The organism is Nocardia sp. NPDC059229 (genome assembly GCF_042754165.1).
Classification (GTDB): domain Bacteria; phylum Actinomycetota; class Actinomycetes; order Mycobacteriales; family Mycobacteriaceae; genus Nocardia.
On sequence record NZ_JBHZAK010000005.1, the window covers coordinates 55,635 to 74,744 of the forward strand.

At 69.3% G+C, this 19,110-nt stretch carries 17 protein-coding genes; 12 read left to right on the forward strand and 5 right to left on the reverse strand.

Annotated features, from left to right (window positions below; genetic code table 11):
• Positions 1-166 precede the first annotated feature (166 nt).
• The 3 genes from ACFXHE_RS13725 (at position 167) to ACFXHE_RS13735 (ending at position 3,580) form a co-directional block, all read left to right on the forward strand.
• Positions 167-1,480 carry a citrate synthase gene (locus tag ACFXHE_RS13725; protein WP_379382936.1) on the forward strand — a complete coding sequence of 438 codons (1,314 nt, stop codon included), beginning with the start codon at positions 167-169 and terminating at the stop codon, positions 1,478-1,480.
• Positions 1,481-1,714: 234 nt separating this feature from the next.
• Positions 1,715-2,920, forward strand: a complete 1,206-nt coding sequence (locus ACFXHE_RS13730; protein WP_379382937.1) for a GNAT family N-acetyltransferase — start codon at positions 1,715-1,717, stop codon at positions 2,918-2,920.
• Between the two features lie 270 nt (positions 2,921-3,190).
• Positions 3,191-3,580: a YccF domain-containing protein gene (locus tag ACFXHE_RS13735; protein ID WP_379383430.1), complete on the forward strand. Its 390-nt coding sequence runs from the start codon at positions 3,191-3,193 to the stop codon at positions 3,578-3,580.
• 1 nt (position 3,581) lies between these two features.
• Here the strand turns inward: ACFXHE_RS13735 and ACFXHE_RS13740 are convergent, their stop codons facing one another.
• Positions 3,582-4,019, reverse strand: coding sequence for a MarR family transcriptional regulator (locus ACFXHE_RS13740; protein ID WP_354830859.1), 438 nt, complete (start codon positions 4,017-4,019; stop codon positions 3,582-3,584).
• Between the two features lie 110 nt (positions 4,020-4,129).
• Between ACFXHE_RS13740 and ACFXHE_RS13745 the strand changes: the two genes are divergently transcribed.
• Complete coding sequence (locus ACFXHE_RS13745; protein WP_379382940.1) at positions 4,130-4,372, forward strand: DUF2530 domain-containing protein; 243 nt, start codon at positions 4,130-4,132, stop codon at positions 4,370-4,372.
• Between the two features lie 134 nt (positions 4,373-4,506).
• Positions 4,507-5,121 carry a TetR family transcriptional regulator gene (locus ACFXHE_RS13750; protein ID WP_354830864.1) on the forward strand — a complete coding sequence of 205 codons (615 nt, stop codon included), beginning with the start codon at positions 4,507-4,509 and terminating at the stop codon, positions 5,119-5,121.
• 128 nt (positions 5,122-5,249) lie between these two features.
• On the opposite strand, the gene ACFXHE_RS13755 is transcribed toward ACFXHE_RS13750, so the two are convergent.
• Together ACFXHE_RS13755 and ACFXHE_RS13760 are read right to left on the reverse strand one after the other, a co-directional pair.
• On the reverse strand, positions 5,250-8,375 hold the full coding sequence (locus ACFXHE_RS13755) for a sacsin N-terminal ATP-binding-like domain-containing protein (RefSeq protein ID WP_379383432.1): 3,126 nt from the start codon (positions 8,373-8,375) through the stop codon (positions 5,250-5,252).
• A gap of 196 nt (positions 8,376-8,571) precedes the next feature.
• Complete coding sequence (locus tag ACFXHE_RS13760) at positions 8,572-9,999, reverse strand: DUF3027 domain-containing protein (RefSeq protein WP_379382941.1); 1,428 nt, start codon at positions 9,997-9,999, stop codon at positions 8,572-8,574.
• A gap of 17 nt (positions 10,000-10,016) precedes the next feature.
• On the opposite strand from ACFXHE_RS13760, the gene ACFXHE_RS13765 reads away from it, so the two are divergent.
• The 3 genes from ACFXHE_RS13765 (at position 10,017) to ACFXHE_RS13775 (ending at position 13,548) form a co-directional block, all read left to right on the forward strand.
• The gene (locus tag ACFXHE_RS13765) at positions 10,017-10,811 is read left to right on the forward strand and encodes a glutaminyl-peptide cyclotransferase (protein WP_379382943.1); all 795 of its coding nucleotides are present in this window, start codon (positions 10,017-10,019) and stop codon (positions 10,809-10,811) included.
• Between the two features lie 153 nt (positions 10,812-10,964).
• Positions 10,965-12,938 (forward strand): MFS transporter, encoded by a 1,974-nt coding sequence (locus tag ACFXHE_RS13770; RefSeq protein ID WP_379382945.1) that lies wholly within the window; start codon positions 10,965-10,967, stop codon positions 12,936-12,938.
• Positions 12,939-12,954: 16 nt separating this feature from the next.
• Entirely contained in the window at positions 12,955-13,548 is a 594-nt protein-coding gene (locus ACFXHE_RS13775; protein WP_379382946.1) for a DUF2771 family protein, read from the forward strand.
• Positions 13,549-13,622: 74 nt separating this feature from the next.
• On the opposite strand, the gene ACFXHE_RS13780 is transcribed toward ACFXHE_RS13775, so the two are convergent.
• Positions 13,623-14,066 (reverse strand): cold-shock protein, encoded by a 444-nt coding sequence (locus tag ACFXHE_RS13780; RefSeq protein WP_364606729.1) that lies wholly within the window; start codon positions 14,064-14,066, stop codon positions 13,623-13,625.
• Between the two features lie 182 nt (positions 14,067-14,248).
• Between ACFXHE_RS13780 and ACFXHE_RS13785 the strand changes: the two genes are divergently transcribed.
• The 4 genes from ACFXHE_RS13785 (at position 14,249) to ACFXHE_RS13800 (ending at position 18,459) form a co-directional block, all read left to right on the forward strand.
• Positions 14,249-14,479, forward strand: a complete 231-nt coding sequence (locus ACFXHE_RS13785) for a hypothetical protein (protein WP_354830880.1) — start codon at positions 14,249-14,251, stop codon at positions 14,477-14,479.
• Positions 14,480-14,922: 443 nt separating this feature from the next.
• Positions 14,923-15,555 (forward strand): transglycosylase family protein, encoded by a 633-nt coding sequence (locus ACFXHE_RS13790; RefSeq protein ID WP_379382948.1) that lies wholly within the window; start codon positions 14,923-14,925, stop codon positions 15,553-15,555.
• 145 nt (positions 15,556-15,700) lie between these two features.
• Positions 15,701-15,889, forward strand: a complete 189-nt coding sequence (locus ACFXHE_RS13795) for a hypothetical protein (RefSeq protein WP_356999003.1) — start codon at positions 15,701-15,703, stop codon at positions 15,887-15,889.
• A 296-nt stretch (positions 15,890-16,185) separates the two neighbouring features.
• On the forward strand, positions 16,186-18,459 hold the full coding sequence (locus ACFXHE_RS13800; protein ID WP_379383434.1) for a helicase-associated domain-containing protein: 2,274 nt from the start codon (positions 16,186-16,188) through the stop codon (positions 18,457-18,459).
• A gap of 93 nt (positions 18,460-18,552) precedes the next feature.
• Here ACFXHE_RS13800 and ACFXHE_RS13805 read toward each other — a convergent pair whose 3' ends face one another.
• Positions 18,553-19,083, reverse strand: coding sequence for a hypothetical protein (locus ACFXHE_RS13805; RefSeq protein WP_379382950.1), 531 nt, complete (start codon positions 19,081-19,083; stop codon positions 18,553-18,555).
• Between the last annotated feature and the right edge of the window lie 27 nt (positions 19,084-19,110).

Here is a 19,110-nt window from a genome sequence, read left to right on the forward strand (position 1 = left end):
AGCACATGACCGCCGCTCTCCTCACCTGCGAACGATGTGACTGTGAGGTAGCAAAGAGCCACCCTCATTGGTCGGGCGTAGTGGACAGCGGCTAGCGTTGACTCGAGCGCATCGCACGCCGACCGTGTCCGATGCCTACGGTTACAAGCCTGAGAGGGATCCTTCCGTGCCCGCTGAGAACATCATCAACGTCGACGACGACGCCAAGCCGGTACTGCAATACCCGGGCGGCGAGTACCCGATGACCGTCGCCAAGGCTGTCGAGGGCAATGACGGAATCGACCTGGGCAAGCTGCTCGCCAGCACCGGGTACGTCACCTTCGACCCCGGTTTCATGAACACCGCCTCGACCAAGTCGGCCATCACCTATATCGACGGCGAGGCGGGCATCCTGCGCTACCGCGGGTACCCGATCGAGCAGCTGGCCGGGAAGTCGACCTTCATCGAGGTCAGCTACCTGCTGATCTACGGCGAGCTGCCGACCCAGGCCCAGCTCGACGACTTCACCGACCGGATCCGCCGGCACACCCTGCTGCACGAGGACCTGAAGCGGTTCTTCGACGGCTTCCCGCGCAACGCGCACCCGATGCCGGTGCTGTCCTCCGCGGTCAACGCGCTGTCGGCCTATTACCAGGACTCGCTGGACCCGCGCGACCCCGAGCAGGTCGAGCTGTCCACCATCCGACTGCTCGCCAAGCTGCCGACCATCGCGGCCTACGCGTACAAGAAGTCGGTCGGCCAGCCGTTCCTGTACCCGGACAACTCGCTGTCGCTGGTGGAGAACTTCCTGCGGATGACCTTCGGCTTCCCGGCCGAGCCCTACGAGGTCGACCCGGAGATCGCCGCGGCGCTGGACATGCTGCTCATCCTGCACGCCGACCACGAGCAGAACTGCTCGACTTCGACTGTGCGCCTGGTGGGTTCGTCCGACGCCAACCTGTTCACCTCCGTCTCCGGCGGCATCAACGCGCTGTGGGGCCCGCTGCACGGTGGCGCCAACCAGGCCGTGCTGGAGATGCTGGACGACATCAAGGCCAGCGGCGGCGATGTCAAGGAGTTCGTCCGCAAGGTCAAGAACAAGGAAGACGGCGTGAAGCTCATGGGCTTCGGGCACCGCGTCTACCGCAACTACGACCCGCGCGCCACCCTGGTCAAGCAGGTCGCGGACAACATCCTGGCCAAGATCGGCGGCGACGACCAACTGCTCGACATCGCCAAGTCCCTCGAAGAGGCCGCCCTCACCGATGAGTACTTCATCGAGCGTCGCCTGTACCCGAACGTCGACTTCTACACCGGCGTCATCTACCGGGCCATGGGCTTCCCGACCCGCATGTTCACCGTGCTCTTCGCCATGGGCCGCCTGCCGGGCTGGATCGCCCACTGGCGCGAAATGCACCGCGAGCCGCTGAAGATCGGCCGTCCGCGCCAGATCTACACCGGCTACGGCGAGCGCGACTACCTGCAGATCAACGGTCGCTGACCCCGACGGGCCTGTGCCCGAAGGGTTTTCGACGAACCCCGCCGCAACGCATCGTTGCGGCGGGGTTTTTCGTTCACAAGGTCTTGTTAAGAATCTCGCTGGGGTGCGGCGGCAATCTTGTTCGCGCGAGATGGAAACGATCTCAGCTCCGGTGTCACCTGCCGCGGCGGGGGCGGCAGGTGGCGCCGGAGAAAATCGGGTGCGAGGCCCGGTAATACGTGGGATGTTCGGGGTATGGCATCGACGAATGGCATCACCGTGCGTTCGGCGCGAGCGGACGAGCGGGCGGAGATCATCCGGCTCTCGGAGATCTGCTTCGGGATGCGGGTCGGCCCGGCCGATCTGGAATACGGCGGCGACGTCTTTCCGACCGAGCGGGCCCTGGTGGCCGTGGACGGCGATCGCATCGTCGGGCACACCAACGACCGCACCATGACCGTCACCGTGCCCGGCGCGCGCACCGTGCAGGCCTGCGGCGTCAGCAGCGTCGTGGTCGCGCCCACCCATAGGCGGCGGGGCATTCTGCGGGTGCTCTACACCGAGCAGCATCGGCGCACCGAGGCCGAGGGCATACCGCTCACCATCTTCACCGCCAGCGAGGGCACCATCTACGGCCGCTTCGGCTACGGCCCGTCCATTGTCGAGAACGAGATCTCCGTGCGCGGGCGCACCGCCGAATTCCGTTCCACCACAACGGATCCCGGAGGGGTGCAGGTCGCCGACCTGGAAGCGGCGAAGCTCCGGCTGCCCGAGATCTACGACCGCTGGCGGCGGCTGGTCCCGGGTGCGCAGGCGCGGCCCGCAGCCCGCTGGCAGCAGCGGTTCTTCGCCGACGCGGTGCAGAGCGAGGAGAGCTCGCCGCAGTTCTTCCTGATCCATCCGGACGGCTACGCCATCCTGCGGCGCGCCTGGCACAAGGACAAGAACACGGCCACGGTCCGCGAATTGCGGGCTGTCACAGCGGAAGCCCATGTCGCGCTGTGGCGGGTGCTGCTGAGCCTGGATCTGGTGGACACGGTCGAGGCCACGCTGAGTGATAGCGATCCACTCCCCTACCTGGTCACGAATCCGCGTCTGGTGCGCGTCACCGGCCGCCACGACGCGCTGTGGACCCGGGTCATGGACGTCCCCGCCGCTCTCACCGCCCGCACCTACCAGCGGGATCTGGATATCGTGCTGTCCGTGGACGATCCGTTCCGCGACGCGGGCGGCAGCTTCGCGCTGCGGGTGCGCGACGGCATCGCCGAGTGCGCGCCCACCGGCCGCACCCCGGATCTGGAACTCGGCATCGATGTACTCGGCAGCCTCTACTTCGGCGCGTACCGGGCCCGGGTCTTCGCCGCCGCCAGCCGGATCCAGGCCAAGGACGCCGCTGTGCTGCGCGCATTCGACGAGGCGTTCGCCGCCGAACGCGACGCCGAACTCGGCTGGTTCTTCTGAGTCGGCAGACGAAAACGGCTGCCGGGTCCGGCGCAGAGTTGGAACCGGAGTATTTCTTTGCTAGAAATGCGCTCCTGATTCTTTCCTTGCCAGAAAGAATGGATAGAGCCGTATGAGCCGAGATAGCGAGACATTAACCACAAGTCAATGCTTCAACCCACCTTTCGGGGCATTTCACCCGATTTGGGCGATGGCCACCCCTGGCGAGTTCAGGGTTTTCCCGGTGGTGGGTGAGCACCGGACGCTGGCATGCTGGGATACGTGAAACCCATCCAGTTGATACTCAACGTCCTGTGGCTCGTGCTGGTCGGATTCTGGATGGCCATCGGCTATGTCATCGCCGGGCTGATCTGCTGTGTGCTGATCGTGACCATCCCGTGGGGCGTCGCGTCCTTCCGCATCGCCAACTTCGTGCTCTGGCCCTTCGGCCGGGAAGCGGTGGAGAAGCCGAGCGCGGGCGTGGGCTCGATGCTCGGCAACATCATCTGGATCGTCGTGGCGGGCTGGTGGCTGGCGCTGGGTCACCTGATGACCAGCATCGCCCTCGCCGTCACCATCATCGGGATCCCGTTCGCCTGGGCCAATCTCAAGCTGATCCCGATCTCCCTGTTCCCCCTGGGCCGCGAAATCGTGGACAGCGACCGGCGTTTCGGCTACTGAATCACTCGGATTCGTCGACGATCTGCTTCATGATCCCGACCGCCTCGGCGAGCACGCCGACCTGGGCGGGGGAAAGCCGGGACAGCTGATCGGTCATCCAGGCCTCACGGGCCTGGTTCTCGTCGGCGATCAGGGCCCGCCCGGCGTCGGACAGCGACACGATGATCTGCCGCCCGTCGGTGGGGTGCGGATTGCGTTCCACCAGATCCATTTCCGACAGTGAGGCGATGACCCGGGTCATCGACGGCGGCTGCACCCGCTCCTTGGCGGCCAGCGTGCCCGGCGTCATGGCGCCCTCCCGATTCAGCGTGGCGAGCGCGGACAGCTGGGTCAGCGAAATCTGGGCATCGGCCCGCCGGCCTCGCAGATGCCGAGTCAAGCGCACCACCGCCAGCGAAAGTTCACCGGCGAGCGCTCGAATGTCGGAAGGCGTTGTCACAGAGGCAAACGATACGGGACCGCCCGCGCGGGAGTCGGCTGTTCCGGTGCGTGGGGGCCGGGCGCCCCGGCGCGCCACCCGAACCGGACCCTGCCCTCTAGTCTGGTGGGGTGACCACGCCGCCCGTTCCGGAGATTCCCCCGCGCTTCACCGATCCGCGCCCGGTACTGGCCGTGGGCAGCATCGGTTTCCTGATCGCGACGGTGGCGGTGTGGGCGAACGACGCGTGGGCGACCGCGCGTCCGGTCTGCCTGATGGGTCTGGCGGTGGGTCTGCTCGGCTACACGATCTTCACGATTCAGCGCCGGAGCGCGCGGCGCGGGGACAAAGGCGCACAACTCGGCCTGGATTAGCGGCCCCCGGGGGCCGGATTAGCACAAGAAGCGACTGGTCGGCCGTCCAGCGGGGTCTGACAAAACGAACTTGCGGACCGTGCGAATTGACTGCACGCGCCTCGGAGGCTTAACTCCCTGGAGTGTCCTCCCGATTGAGCGTCGAAGAACGACGGGCCCACCTTATCGAGGCAGCCATCGGCCTTGCCGAAAAAAAGGGCGTGGCAGGAGTTACCACGCGCGATGTTGCCCAGGCAGCCGGTGTTTCCCTCGGTGTGGTGCATTACTGTTTCGAAAACAAAGATCAGCTGATGACCGAGCTGGTCAAGGCACTCTCGATGGAATTGCGCGATTCCGTCGATGCCAACGAAACGGTATGGCAGGACGTCGGAACCGGAAAAGAAGCGCTGCAACAATTGGTGCGCGCCGGTCTGGAACTCATGTGGCTCAACATCGAAGCCACTCCGGAGCGCCAACTACTCACCTACGAAACCACCACCTACGCCCTACGCGAAGGCGAACAAACGCCCGCGAAACTCGCCATCGCACGCGAGCAGTACACCTTCAACGACTCCACGGTCGCCGACGTCATCGAACACGCGCGCGAAGCCACCGGCACCTCCTGGACCGTTTCCGTCGACACGCTGTCCCGTTTCATACTGGCGGCCATCGACGGCATCGTGCTGCGCTGGCTGGTCGACAACGACAGCGCCGCTGTCCGTCAGCAATTGGACGTCCTCGCCACCACCGTGGCAGCCCACGCGGCCTGACCCGGGCCTCCCCCGCTCCGGCGCGGGCACTGTGCAGCATCGCCCGCGCCGGACCCGAATTCGCCTGCCCGCCTGTGTATCTCATCCAGGCCGGGCCCGCGCACGGCCATTCGGGCCGACGCGCATCCTCAGCGGCGCGAGAAGTTCTGCGGCTGCGCCTGCACGTGGGTGATATCGCCCTCCCGCCACCACGCGACCGTCACCGTGGCCTCGAACGCACCCGTCAGCCGGACCCGGAGTTCGTCGTGCACCACGAGATCGCCTGCGGGCAGCGGCAAGTCGAACTGCAGGCGCAGCAGCACGCCCAGCGGCTCGGCGGTCCAGCTGGTCTCCCGGCCGGTGCTCACCACCTCCGCCGTCACCGCCTCGGAGGCCAGCGGCAGATCCAGCAGCGTGGCCAGCGGGCGCGCCGACACCAGGTCACCCACGACCAGCCGGTCGGCGGGCAGCGCCGGGCCCAGCCACGGGCGATCCAGCACCAGGGCGTCCGCGGCCGGGATCACCTCGCCGGTGAGGGCGCGCACCTGACCCGGCAGCACCAGATCCTCGGTATCCAGGCGGCCCGCGTCGAGCGCCTCGGCCAGATACCGGTACGTCTGTGAAATCGATTCCGGGGTGGGCATTCTCGCCGGATCGGCGAGGGCGTCGAGGAGTTCCTCGGCCAGCGCGGGGGTGAGCACCTCCGGGTCGGCGAGCACGCCGCGCAGCACCGTCAGATCGTTCGCGTCGAAGCCGGGCAGCTGCGGGAGCAGACCCGCGAACAGGGTGTCGTCCGGGTGGCGCAGCAGGCCCAGCGGAATGCCGTCGATGTGGGCGTGATGGCGCAGCCACCAGGCGGTGTAGCCGTCGCGGTCCGCGAGCAGCCGGCGGGTCGTCTCATCGGACAGCAACAGCCGCAGCGCCTCCGGCCATTCGGCGTCGTCCACCAGGTCCAGGTCGCGGACCGCCACCAGTTCGGCCGGATCCTCGACCAGACCCTCCCACCAGGTCTCCTCGTCGTCGAGGTGGTGGTCCGGGCCGGTCGGATCCGACTCGGCGACCAGGGTGAAGCTCCAGCCGACGCCGATGGCGCGCAGGGCCTCCGGGCCGTAGCGCTCGAGCACGCCGGCGTCCACCGTGGTGAAGGGCGAATCCTCGACGAGCACGCGGGCCAGCGGCGCATCGGGCAGCAGCAGTTCGTCGGCCGGCGTCGATTCTCCGTCGACATCGGGCAATTCGACCAGGCCCAGCCAGGACGGGAGGACCCCCGGTGCGGCCAGGGTGGTGGCCGCCAGCTTCAGCACCGCGTCGACGGTGTCCGGATCGCTCGGATCGTCCTCCAGCACCGCCTGCAGCCCGGCGTCATTGAGCAGATCCTCCGGCGTGGCCGGGCGCGTACCCAGCCGGCCCAGCAGCTCGTGCGCCGCCTCCGGGTGCACCAGACGCGCCCAGTGCACCGGAATCGCCTGTTCCAGACGGTCATCCAGCACCACCGTGCGCGGCCCGGTCACCAGGCGGCCGTCGGTCAGCGGCACCGCCAGCGCGCCCAGTTCCTCCACCGCCAGCGGATCCACCGCGAACGGCTCCAGGGCGTCGTAGAGCGAATACCACCACTGCGGTTCACGTTCCAGGCTGCTCGACAGCTCGGCGATCCGCGCCAGGCCGATCCGGTGCACATCCAGCACGGCGAGGGCATCGGCGTACATGCGGCCGGACAGCTCCGGAATCACCAGCGGGCCGACCATGTCCGCCAGCAGATCGGCCAATTCCACGGTCGCACCGGTGAATACGGTGGCCCGGCGCGGCGAGGCGACATTCGCCCGCGAATCCGCGCCCGGGGTTTCGGTGATCGCCGATTCATCCACAGCCATCCCCAGGTCCCCGGGGGATGGTTCCTCGAACTCGGTCGAGTCGAAGGTCGCGACCACATCGTGCGGTCCGATGGCGTCGTGGGGTTCGACCGTGTCGCCGGGCGCTTCGTCCTGGGCCGGAAGATCCCACAGTGGCAGGGTTTCCTGCTCCCATGCCGCGCTCGCCTTGGCGGTCGGCGCGGCGGCCGAATCGACGTCCGGCGCGGCGGCCAGTTCGAGCGCGGCCGCGGTATCGGGATCGCCCGATGCCCGCACCTCATCGGCCTCGGTACCACCGCCGGCTGCCGTCTCGCCGAATGCGGCGTCGAATTCTTCGGGTGCCGGGGCATATTCGGCAGCGCGTTCCGGACGGCCGGTGAGGACCGGAAGCCACTCGTTGTCGCGGAGCTCGGCGATCAGGGCCTCGCGGAGCAGGCCGTCCGCCTCGCTGCGGGCGAAGCCGGGAGTGGGGACCAGCACCAGGCGGTCGCGCGGCGGCAGGGCGCGCGCGAACGCGGCGTAACCGGCGGCCAGCGCGGTCAGGTGCGCGCCGGGGAGCAGGCGGCGGCGGTCCGGCTGCATGGGGATGTCGGCGATGAGCAGCGCCGGAATGGACAGCTCCTCATCGGAGCGGGTGGGTGCGCGCAGCACATCGGGGCGGGTGGCGATCGGGCGGCCGTCGCGCACGGGCAGCAGCCAGCGGGCGCGCTCGGTGCGGTACTGCCACCACACGCGCTCATCGGAATTCGGGCCGGTGACCCGCAGTTCCGTGAGGCCGTCACCGAGTTCCCGTTCGGCACTGGCGATCTCGTCGTCACCGATCCGGATGGCGTGCAGCGCGGGCAGTTCCAGCAGCAGATCGGCCGCCTCCGACCGCATCTCCGTGAGCAGGGCGACGGTGTCCACGCTCTCGCGCAACCGCAGCACGATCTCACTGTCGAAGCCGTTCACGGGCTGCTCCGCGGTGGCCCAGGCCAATCGCAGCGCAGGCGGCTCGAAATCGTCCGGCGTCTGCGGGATCTCGATGCCCTGAGCGCCGAGCAGCGCCCAGGTCTCGGCCCGTGAGAACCGCACCGAGCCGCCGGTCGAACGGAACTCCACCTCGTCCGACACCGTCAGCACGGCGGTGAATCCCACGCCGAACTGCCCGACGGCCGCTGCGTCCGTCTTCCCCGAGGCCCGCAGTGCGGTGAGCGCGTGCACGCCCGAAACATCCAGCGGCGCACCGGTATTGGCCACATGCAGGGTGCGGCCGTCCAGCCACACCGCGATCCGCCCGGCGACGCCGGCCTTGGTGGCCGCGTCGGCGGCGTTCTGCGCCAGCTCGGTCAGCAACCGGTCCCGATATCCGGCCCGGACCAGGTCCGCCTCCGTGGCGGCGTCCTCCCGCAACCGGGTGGGCGAACCGCGCCAGGCGGCCACCACCCCGGCCCGCAGTTCCGCCGTCCCGAACGGATCCCCCGCATCGGTCGCGACCACGCCCTACACCCCTTCCGCACAACCGTTGATGGCACGCCAGAGCCAAGCATCCGGGTATCTCACAGAACTCCGGCGCGATCCATCGAAAACCGCACCCGCCGCCGGGAATCCGGCGGCGCTACAACCTATCCGGGCGAGCGCCTCAGCGCGACTCGGCCGAACCGGTCTCGGGCTCCACCCGCACCGCATTCACGGCCCACGCATCGTCGTACACCGCATCCGGATCGCCCACCTCGAACAACCCGGCCGCGCCGGAATCGTCCGCGGCCACCGACTTCTCGGACGCTTCCGCAGCCGCGCCGGAATCGTCCGCGGCCACCGACTTCTCGGACGCTTCCGCAGCCTCGCCGTTCTCGGACGGTCCTGCGGTCTCGCCACTCTCGGGCGCCACCGACACAGCGGCGACCTCGGCGTCCGGATCGACCACCCCCGCCTGCACATCCGCGGCATCAGCCAGGCCCGTCGCCGAATCGGCGTCAGCCGCAACGCTCGTGTCCGCGGCGACGGTGTCGGTCTCCGCAGTCCGAGCCGCGCCAGATTCGTCCGCCTCGCCCGATTCCGCCTCGGCCACGTTGGCAAGTTCGGCTTCCGCGGCCTCGGTCGTCGCGGCAGCGTCAGCAGTCGCGGCAGGCTCAGCGGCGGCGTCGGCGTCGGACGTCGCGGCAGCGGTGGTGGCGGCATCGGCGGTCGCGTCGGCGTCCGTCAGGGTGGGCGTCGAATCAGCGTCGCTCGCAGGCGCTTCCGCACCCCCGACCGTGCCGGATCCGTCTACTTCGCCGTTCTTGGCGGATTCCGCTTCCAGCGCACCGGTTTCGATGCGGAGGTCGGTGGTGGGGAACAGGTCCACGGCGGCGTCGTCGTAGGCCTCGTAGAGGGGAGAGCCGCTGCCGGTGGGGAGTTCGACGTCGGAGTGGGCGCCGCAGCCGTAGGCGACGTGGACCACATGGCCGTCGGCGCCCATGGCATTGGCGCAGACGCCGAAGGCAGCGCCCAGGGCGCCGGCCATGGGAACGAAGAAGGCGCAGCGGCCGCAGGTGGACGGGGCGGCGCGGGCCATGTCGGTGTCGGGGCCGTATTCGGAGAACCAGCGGTAGGCGGCCTCCTCGCGACCCTCGCGGGAGAGCACCTGGGTGCGGCCGAGCCCGATCTCGAGGGCGACCTCGTCGACGGCCGGGTCACCGGTGGCGACATAGCCGGGCACCAGGCGCGGGTCGCCGAGCGGCGGGGCCAGCAGATCGCCGGGCGCGAGATCGCCGGGGCGGATGCGCTGATCCCACGGGATGAAGTCGGGCGCCACCAGTGCGTCCGGCCCGGGCAGCAGGGCCGACTCGCTCACCGTGGCGGTGGTCGCCCCCGGCGGCGCGGCCACCACGACCGCCCACTGCCAGCCGCGATAGCCGGGCAGCGTCGCCTCGAAGTGATGGGTGGCCGAGGATTCGTCCTCGCCGGTCACGCCCAGATGCGCGCCCACCCCGACCGGTTCCAGGTCCAGGAGCGCACGGCGGGCCAGCTCGACCGCCTCCGCCAGGATCGGCCGCATACCGGACTCCGAAACTCCAACCGCGCTCACGCCCTACATTTTGCCGTATGGAGCGCAAACGCCGTGCACCGGTAGCGGCCGCCACGATCACGCTGTCCACGGCCCTTGCCCTGGCCGCGACCGCGACCGGCTGCACCAGCAGCGACAACACGCCGAAGCTGCGGGTCGAGGTGGTCGCCACCCGGCCGCACGACCCGGGCGCGTTCACTGAGGGCTTGGAGGTCGACGGGTCGGTTCTCTACGAGGGCACCGGACTCGCCGGCAATTCCTCGATCCGGGCCACGGACCTGAACACCGGCGCCGAACTCGCCCGCGCCGACCTGCCCGCGCCCCTGTTCGGCGAGGGCATCACCCGGGCCGGCGACGTGCTGTGGCAGCTCACCTACAAGAACGGCGTGGCCATCGCCCGCGACCCGGGCACCCTCGCGGAACTGCGCACGACGCATTTCGACGGCGAGGGCTGGGGCCTGTGCACCCGGGACGATCGCGTGCTCATGAGCAATGGCAGCTCGACCCTCATCTTCCGCGATCCACAGACCTTCGCGGTCACCGGGAGCGTGGCGCTGACCAGCCACAAGGACGCCGAGCTCAACGAACTGGATTGCGCCCCCGACGGTTCCGTCTACGCCAACACCTGGCCGACGAACACCATCCTGCGCATCGATCCGGGCACCGGCGAGGTCCTCGCCGCGATCGACGCCTCCGGCCTGCTCCCCCGCAGCGCGCGCACCCCCGACACCGATGTCCTCAACGGCATCGCCCACCTCCCCGGCACCGACCACTTCCTCCTCACCGGCAAGAAGTGGCCGACGTCCTATGAAGTGCGTTTCGTCCCCGCCTGATCTGGTCAATCGCGACCGGTCGCTACGAACTTGTGGCGGCCCACACCGGCCGTAGTGCAGCCACCGGCCGACGGCACTGCAAGAATTGGGTGCGTGACTCCTCCCCGTGACCCCGGTGCCGACCCAGGTCGCTGGGGCGACGAGGACTCTCCGATGATCGAACGGCACCCGGGGTACGACCGCTATCCGCCCGCCAACCGCGCGGGCCGCCGACCCGTCCCGCCGGGCGACGAGAGCGAAGTGCCGGAATTCCTGGCCCGGCGTATGTCCGCGCGTCCCACCGACCCGCCATCGAGGTCGCGTGGCGAATCTCCGCGCAGCTCAGGCGGCGAACCGGAGGGCCGTACGTCGCGCTGGGCGCGCCGCCGCCACGACAAGGCCGAAACGCATGACAGGGCCAAGGACAACCCGCCGACCCGGCCGTACGAGACCCAGCCGCCCAAGGGAACTGCGAGCGAGCCGGAGACGTGGCAGCAGCCGCACGACTTCGGCACCACGCGGCGGGTGCGCTACGACCCGGAATCCGCATCCCGATCGCACGAGCCGGAATCCGCGCCGCCCGTACACCGCGATCAGGGTTATCCGACTCGCCCCGACCACACGCGGCACGCGCACACCGAACCGCCGCACCCGGAAACGGCTCGCACGCAATCGTTTTCGCCCGAAGCCGACCCGGATGCCCAGGACAGCGGCGGGCTGCACAAGCCGCCCCGCAAACTGACCGTCACCCGGGTCGCGGCACGCCGCAGCATCGAGCTGACGCAGAGCGGTTTCGCGACCTTCCAGCGCGCCGCCAAGGCCGACGGGGCGGAGGAGTCGGGTCTCACCGCGCTCATCTACGCCACCATGGCCAACTTCGCCACCGACGCCGCGATCGCGGTGGCCCTGGCCAACACCCTGTTCTTCGCGAGCGCCACGGCGGAGTCCAAAACCAAAGTGGCGCTGTACCTCTTGATCACGATCGCCCCGTTCGCGGTGATCGCACCGGTCATCGGCCCCATGCTGGACCGGCTGCAACGCGGTCGCCGGGTCGCGCTGGCGGGCTCGTTCGCGCTGCGCGTGTTCATCGCCGGGCTGCTCATCTTCAATATCGACAACTGGGCGCTGTACCCGCTCGCCCTGTGCATGATGATCCTCAGCAAGTCGTTCTCGGTGCTGAAGTCCGCGGTCACCCCGCGTGTGCTGCCACCGGGAATCGACCTGGTGCGCACCAACTCCCGGCTCACCGTGTTCGGCCTCGTCGGCGGCACCATGGGCGCCGGCGCGGTGGCCGCCCTGTGCGCCAAGATCGCGGGCTCCACGGGTGCGCTGCTGTTCGCCGCGGCGCTGGCGGCGGCGGGAATGATCCTGAGTCTGCGCATCCCATCCTGGGTGGAGGTCACCGAGGGCGAGGTCCCGGCCACCCTCGGCTACCACGGCAACGACGCCCGCACCGAGGTGCTGGACCCGAGCCGGGCCGACACGGTACAGCCGAGCAAACGCCGTCAGCCCCTGGGCCGTTCGGTGGTGACCGGGCTGTGGGGCAACAGCACCGTACGAATCCTGACCGGCTTCCTCACCTTCTACGGCGCCTTCGTCGCCAAGTCGACCGAGCATCGGGCCGTGCAACAGGTGGCTATGCTGGGCGTCATCGTCGTGGCCGCGGGTGTCGGCAATTTCGCGGGCAATGCCTCCGGCGCGCGCATGAAACTCGGTCGCCCGCAATTGATCGTGGTCAGTTGCACCGCCGCGTGCGTCGGCGTCGCGGTCGTGGCGGCGGTGATGGGCAACCTGATGGGCGCCGCGATCGCCACCCTGATCGCCTCGGGCGCCAGCGCCCTGGCCAAGGTCTCGCTCGACGCCTCCATCCAGGACGATCTCCCGCCCGAATCCATCGCCTCCGGTTTCGGCCGCTCCGAGACCGTGCTGCAGCTGTCCTGGGTGATCGGCGGTGCGATGGGCGTGATGCTGCCGCCGACCTGGTGGATCGGTTTCACCGTGGTCGCGTCGGTGATGGCGCTGGGCTTGATCCAAACCGTGGTCAGCTACCGTGGTCATTCGCTGCTGCCCGGTTTGGGCGGTAACCGACCTCAGCACGCCAAGCAGGAGATCCCCGCCGCGCACGGCGCGGGGGAACCCACCCAGTGATGGACAGGAAGCCCCGGTGAACCAACCCAAAGCCCGCACGATCATCGCTCTGCTGGCGGTTCTAGTCGTGGTGGCAGTGGCCTATTTCGCCGCGATCGTGGTCATCGCCCGCCACACCACCAAGCCGGATCCGCAGATCACCGCGTACGCGCACGGCAAGTCGGTGTCGGTGAATCCGTTCCTGTACTGCGACCTCGAGGTGTCGAAGGACCGGCTGGCGATCGGCAAGTGCAATTCCACCCAGTCCGTCTCCGATCTCGATGTGCCCCCGGGCTCGACGGTGCAGATCTCGCTGCCCAAGGAGGTCGCCGACGCGCCGTGGGAGATGCTGATCGGCTACCGCCTGCCGAACAACAAGGCCGACGCGGACGTCCTGACCTACAAGCAGCCCTGGCGGCTGTCGGGCAAGCCGGAGCGGGATAAGGATCCCAAATACGACAAGCCGCTCACCCTGACCATCAAGACCCCGCCGACCGAGCACGTGCGCCTGGCCATCATGGAACTGCACCTGCCGATACCCGCCCGTGACGAGAACGGTAACGAGGGTGTCATCTCCCGCGGGATCTGGGCGCTGCACACCCCCGCGTTCGATCCCGTGCTCTTCAGCTGAGATCCCGCCTGCCGCAACATCGGAACGGGCCCCGGTGACGGAATCACCGGGGCCCGTTGGCTTCTCGTCGCGACCTAGTGGTCGAGCTCCCGCGCCACGCCGCGCACCACTTCGGCGATGCGCTGGGCGGTCTTGCGGTCGGGGTACTTGCCGCGGCGCAGATCCGGCTGCACCTTGGTCTCCAGCAGCGTGATCATGTCCTCGATGAGGCCGTGCAGCTCGTCGGGGCTCTTGCGATTGATGGGGGCGTCATTGCGCCCGCCGCCGCGACGGTCGCCGCGCTCGCCACGGCCGCCGCGCTCCTCGCGCAGGGACGGGGTCTCCAGCAGCTTCAGCGAAAGCGCCTGCGGGCCACGGCGACCCGCCGCCATTCCGAATTCGACGCGCTGGCCCGGTTTGAGGGCCTCCACGCCATCGGGCAGCGCCGACGATCGAACATAGACGTCCTCGCCCTCATCCTGGGAAAGGAAGCCGAAGCCCTTTTCGACGTCGTACCACTTCACCTTGCCGGTCGGCACTGCGCTCACCCGTTCGTCATTCAAGCCCGGGCAGCCGGGCACATTCGTGGTCGCCGGACGCATGCGCCGGCGACCTTTCCGTTTGCGAAAAGAACGCGCCCCACACAGCTATGCAGGACGCGACTGACACCGAGTCTACCCCGGTGCGAATAGCGCAAGCACATCAGTTTTACGGTTCAGAGGTGTCCGACACTTCTTCCAAGCAGGCCCCTCGCGGTTCCGCGAGCTGGCTGCTGTATATCGCCTTGGGCCTGTTCGCGATTGGATTGCTGGCGGTGTTCGCGATCTTCGGCGTGCATCTGCTGACCGATGCGAAGCCGGGTCTGTGGCTGTATCTGCTCGCCATGTGCGCGCCGCTGGGTTTCCTGCTCTCGGTGGTCTATGCGCTCTGGTCGGGCCGCCGGTCCCGCTGACCGTCCGGGTCAGGATCGGGACTCTGCCGACACGCGGGCGACGACACGGAGATTGCCCAGTTCGTTACCCGCGCATGCGTGTGATCTTCGTCACATAACGAGAAGGTCACAGAGCGGTGACAGACCCCTATCGGCGAGGACTCGCCGTGACCACCTGCGCAGAAGCCATCCGGAACCCCTTGCGCCGGTTAGCGACCCGGACAGACACGTCGGTTACCAAATGGTGATTTTTGGCGGCGGTCGTCGTAGTGTCTTCCTCGCCGGGTCAGCCCGGCGCCACCGGCCCGCCGCACCGAACTTCGCCCCGCGGGTACCGGACCCCCAACTGGAGAAAAGGGGCGAAGACGAGGAGCAGCGCACATCCAGTGCGCCGGGCCGGACGACCTCTCAGTTCGACCCCGGTAGTCGGCCTCGCAGGCGCGTACGAGAGGAAAGACCCGAAAATGAGTGGACGCCATCGCAAGCCGACCAACACCGGCCGCACTGTCGCCAAGGTTGCCCTGACGGGCATCGCTCTCGGCGGCGCCGGAGTGGCCATGGCGGGTAACGCCAGCGCGGCACCCGACTCCGACTGGGATCGCCTCGCACAGTGCGAAGCCGGCGGCAACTGGGGCATCAACACCGGCAACGGATTCCAGGGTGGGCTGCAGTTCTCGCCCGGCACCTGGAACGCAGCGGGCGGCGGCGAATACGCCCCCACCGCCAACCAGGCCAGCCGCGAGCAGCAGATCGCGGTCGCCGAGAAGGTGCTCGCCACGCAGGGCTGGGGCGCCTGGCCCTCCTGCTCCTCGAGCCTCGGCCTGACCAGCGGATCCACGCCGCGGACCGCCCCCGCGCCCGCGACCTCGGACACCCCGCAGTGGAACCCGCAGCAGGCGGGCCCCGGCGCCGGCAGCGACGGCACCCAGGAAGTCTTCCAGGCCGTGGACCGCGCCATCGCGGTCGCCCAGTCGCAGGGCGTCCAGATCCCGCAGCCCGCACTGGATTTCCTCAATGCCACCAAGGCCAACGGCACCAAGCTGGATCCCAGCATCGTGAACTTCTTCGAGGCGAACAAGGGCCTGCTGCCGCAGTAGCACCCGTTCCCTCTTCGGAATGCCCCGCATCAATGCCGATGCGGGGCATTCGCGATTTCCGGGTTGCCGGCGGAACGCCGTGGCGGGGGCAAACTTCGGGGTGCCGGAGGGGGCGGTCCCGATGGCCGCATGCCAGAATGAGCGCGTGGTGAACAAATCGAACAAACCCTATGTCGACAATGGCTGGCCGGACATGGCCAATGGCGATCACGCGGTCACCGAACTCTCCTCGACCCGCTCCGGTGGCCTGTCCCCGTACGGTGAGGACACCGAGTTCCCGCTGCCGGCCGATCAGCTGCCCTACGTGCACCCGCACACCATCGTCAACCGCTGATCCGACGTACGACCGACAACCATGCGGTTAACGGCGCTCGTTCCCGGGCGGCCGCCGCGCATACGACCCCAGGCCCGCGGGGCGGGCACCGTGCCAACAGCCCCACCTACCGCCTGGTCGCCGCGGCGGCCGCTGAACCGCGTCCGCACCGTGCCCGATGAACCGCGCCCGCGCATTGCCCGACATGCCGGCTGCCCGATGGATCGGGTGAAGTGACCGACCTCCCCACCTCAGCCACGACCGCCGACGCGGCCGCCGGTCCCGCCAAGTCCGCGAAATCCGCCGCCCGCGCGGATATGACTCTGGCCGAATGGCTTTCCAAGCGCAGCGACGCGGATCTCGTGACGCTGCTGCAGTTGCGGCCCGATCTGGCCGTCCCCCTGCCCGGTTCGATGGCCGTGCTGGCCGCGCGGACCGAACAGCGCGCCTCGGTGCTGCGCGCGGGCGACGAGCTGGACACCCTCGATTTCGCCGTCATCGAAACCCTGGTGGTGCAAGGGGCCGGAGACGGCGGCCGCGCCGTGCCGCTGCCCGCCAAGACCCTGCGCAAGCTGCTGTCGGACCGGGTTCCGGCGGCCACCGTCAATGCCGCGCTGCAGAAGCTGCGCGCCCGCGCCCTCGTCTGGGGCCCGGATACCGCCCTGCGCGTGACACCCGCCGCCCAGGAGGCGCTGCCGTGGCCGTTGGGCAGCACCACCGAACTGCCGGACGCGCTCACCGAACCCGAGATCACCGCGGCCCTGGCCGCGTCCACCCCGCAGGAGCGGGCCCTGCTGGAGAAGCTGGCCGGCACCGGCCCGCGCGGGCGCACCCGCGATGCCGCGCCGGGCACCCCCTCCGAGCGCCCGGTGCAGCGGCTGCTGGCGCACCGGCTGCTGAACTGGATCGACGAGGAGACCGTGGAGCTGCCGGTCTCGGTCGGGCAGGTGCTGCGCAACGAGCCGGTCAGTGATCCGCATGCGCTGGTGCCGCCACACCCGGATTCGACCAAGCACGCCCCCGCCGACATCAATGCGGTGGCCGCGGGCGAGGCGGGAGAACTGCTGCGGCACAGCGCGGCCGTGCTGGACGCGCTGGGTGGGTCACCTGCCCCGGTGCTGCGCTCCGGCGGCCTCGGCGTCCGGGAGCTGCGCCGCGTCGCCAAGCAGACCGGCATCGACGAGAACCGGGTCGGTCTGCTGGCCGAGGTCCTCACCGCGGCCCGGCTGATCGACAAGGGCAGTCCCGAGCCGGCGCCCGACGGCGACGGCGCCGAGGACTACTGGGCGCCCACCACCACCGCCGACGCCTGGCTCGCGGTGGTGCCGCCGCGGCGCTGGACGGTGCTGGCGCAGGCCTGGCTGGACCTGGACCGCTTCCCGTGGATGATCGGCCTGCGCGACGCCAATGACAAGCCCCTGGCCGCGCTGTCGGCGGAGCTGCGGTATGTGCACGCCGTCCGCGACCGGCACGCTGTGCTGGGCGCGCTGGCCGAATTCCCGCCCGGCACCGAGGTCTCCGCCGCCGACCTGGGCCGGATCCTGGCCTGGCGGCAACCGCGCCGGCGACGGCACTACCGGCTGGAGGCCGTGGCGAACACGCTGGCCGAGGCCGAGGCGCTCGGGCTGGTGGCGCGCGGGGCCCTCAGCTCGGCGGGCCGGGCCCTGCTGCACGGCAGTCCCGAGGACGCCGAATCGGAGATGGCAATCGCGCTGCCGGAGCCGGTGGACCACGTCCTGGTGCAGGCGGATCTGACGGTCATCGCGCCCGGTCCGCTCACCCCGGAACTCCAGGACCGGGTCGCTATGGTCGCCGATGTCGAATCCGCTGGCGCCGCAACGGTTTACCGCATCAGCGAGACCTCGGTGCGCCGGGCGCTGGACGCGGGCGCGACGGCCGCGGAACTGCACAACCTGTTCACCACGCACTCCCGCACCCCGGTCCCCCAGTCGCTGACCTATCTCATCGACGATGTGGCCCGCCGCCACGGACGCCTGCGCGCGGGCGTGGCGCAGAGCTTCGTGCGCAGTGAGGACCCGACGCTGCTGGCGGAGGTGCTGGCCGCACCCGTGGCCGGCGAACTCGCGCTGCGCGCCGTGGCCCCGACCGTGGCCATCTCGCAGGCGCCGCTGGGCGAGGTGCTGGAGCGGCTGCGCGCCGCCGGTTTCAGCCCGGCGGGCGAGGATTCGTCCGGCGCCATCGTCGACCTGCGACCCCGCGGGGCCCGCCTGTCCACGCGAGGCCAGCAGCGCCCGAACTGGCGGCCCAACCCGCCGAGCACCGAACAGCTCGAATCCCTGGTCGCCGAACTCCGCGCGGGCGAACGCGCCGCCAATGTCCGCCCCGGCCAGGCGGTGCGCTCCGACGGCTCCCGCACCAGCACCGCCGCCACCCTCAACCTGCTGCAGCTGGCCGCCCGCACCCGCCGCCCCGTCCACATCGGTTACGTGGACGCCCAGGGCGTCGCCACCCAGCGCGTGGTCGAACCTCTCAAGGTCGGCGGCGGCCAGCTCGACGCCCGGGATCCGGTCACCGGCGCGGTCCGCCACTTCACGCTGCACCGCATCGCGTCGGTCGCCCTGGTCGAATAGCGGCCTCGGTCGCCCTGGAACAGGAAAAGCCCGGTACCCGAACGACATTCGTCATGTCGTCCGTGTACCGGGCCGCAAGTCCCGAGCGCCGGGCTACCCCTTCGGGTTACCTAGGCAGAACGTGGTCTTCGGGTCGTGAACGATGCGGAAGCTGGTGGCGGTGTTGGCGTCACAGGCGAATTCGTCGTCCTGGCCTTCGATCCGCTTGAGCACCTTGAAGGACGCCTCGGGAGCCGTACACGCCACGTACTTGTAGCCGGTGGACGGGCTCTCGTTGTAGCAGGCGCCCTCCTTGAAGTTCGGGCTCAGGCACAGGAACGCGGTGGTGCCGCCATTGAGGGTCTCCTCGTAGGAGGTCTCCTCCTCCTTGCAGTCGGTCTTCTTGTCGTAGACCGCCGCGACCTTGTACACCGCCTTCTGGTCGGAGCAGTCGACCGGCGCCGTCTTCGAGTCGGTGGCCGAGCCTTCGATGACGTTGATGCAGTCACCCACCTTGGACTTGGCGGTGTCGGACTTACTGGCGTCCTTGAGCATCGAACAGCCGGAAACGGCCAGTACGGCCACGGCCACCGCCACGAGGGCGAGTACGAGGCGCACCAGCGTCCTCGTTCCTGCGAACTTCACTAGCGAAAACCTTTCTCACCGAACAAT

Excerpts from the sequence above, each read along its gene's own strand:
- ACFXHE_RS13800 (WP_379383434.1), top strand. The coding sequence starts at position 16,186 with ATGACTCTGGCCGAATGGCTTTCCAAGCGCAGCGACGCGGATCTCGTG.
- ACFXHE_RS13730 (WP_379382937.1), top strand. The coding sequence starts at position 1,715 with ATGGCATCGACGAATGGCATCACCGTGCGTTCGGCGCGAGCGGACGAG.
- ACFXHE_RS13790 (WP_379382948.1), top strand. The coding sequence starts at position 14,923 with ATGAGTGGACGCCATCGCAAGCCGACCAACACCGGCCGCACTGTCGCC.
- ACFXHE_RS13770 (WP_379382945.1), top strand. The coding sequence starts at position 10,965 with ATGATCGAACGGCACCCGGGGTACGACCGCTATCCGCCCGCCAACCGC.
- ACFXHE_RS13765 (WP_379382943.1), top strand. The coding sequence starts at position 10,017 with ATGGAGCGCAAACGCCGTGCACCGGTAGCGGCCGCCACGATCACGCTG.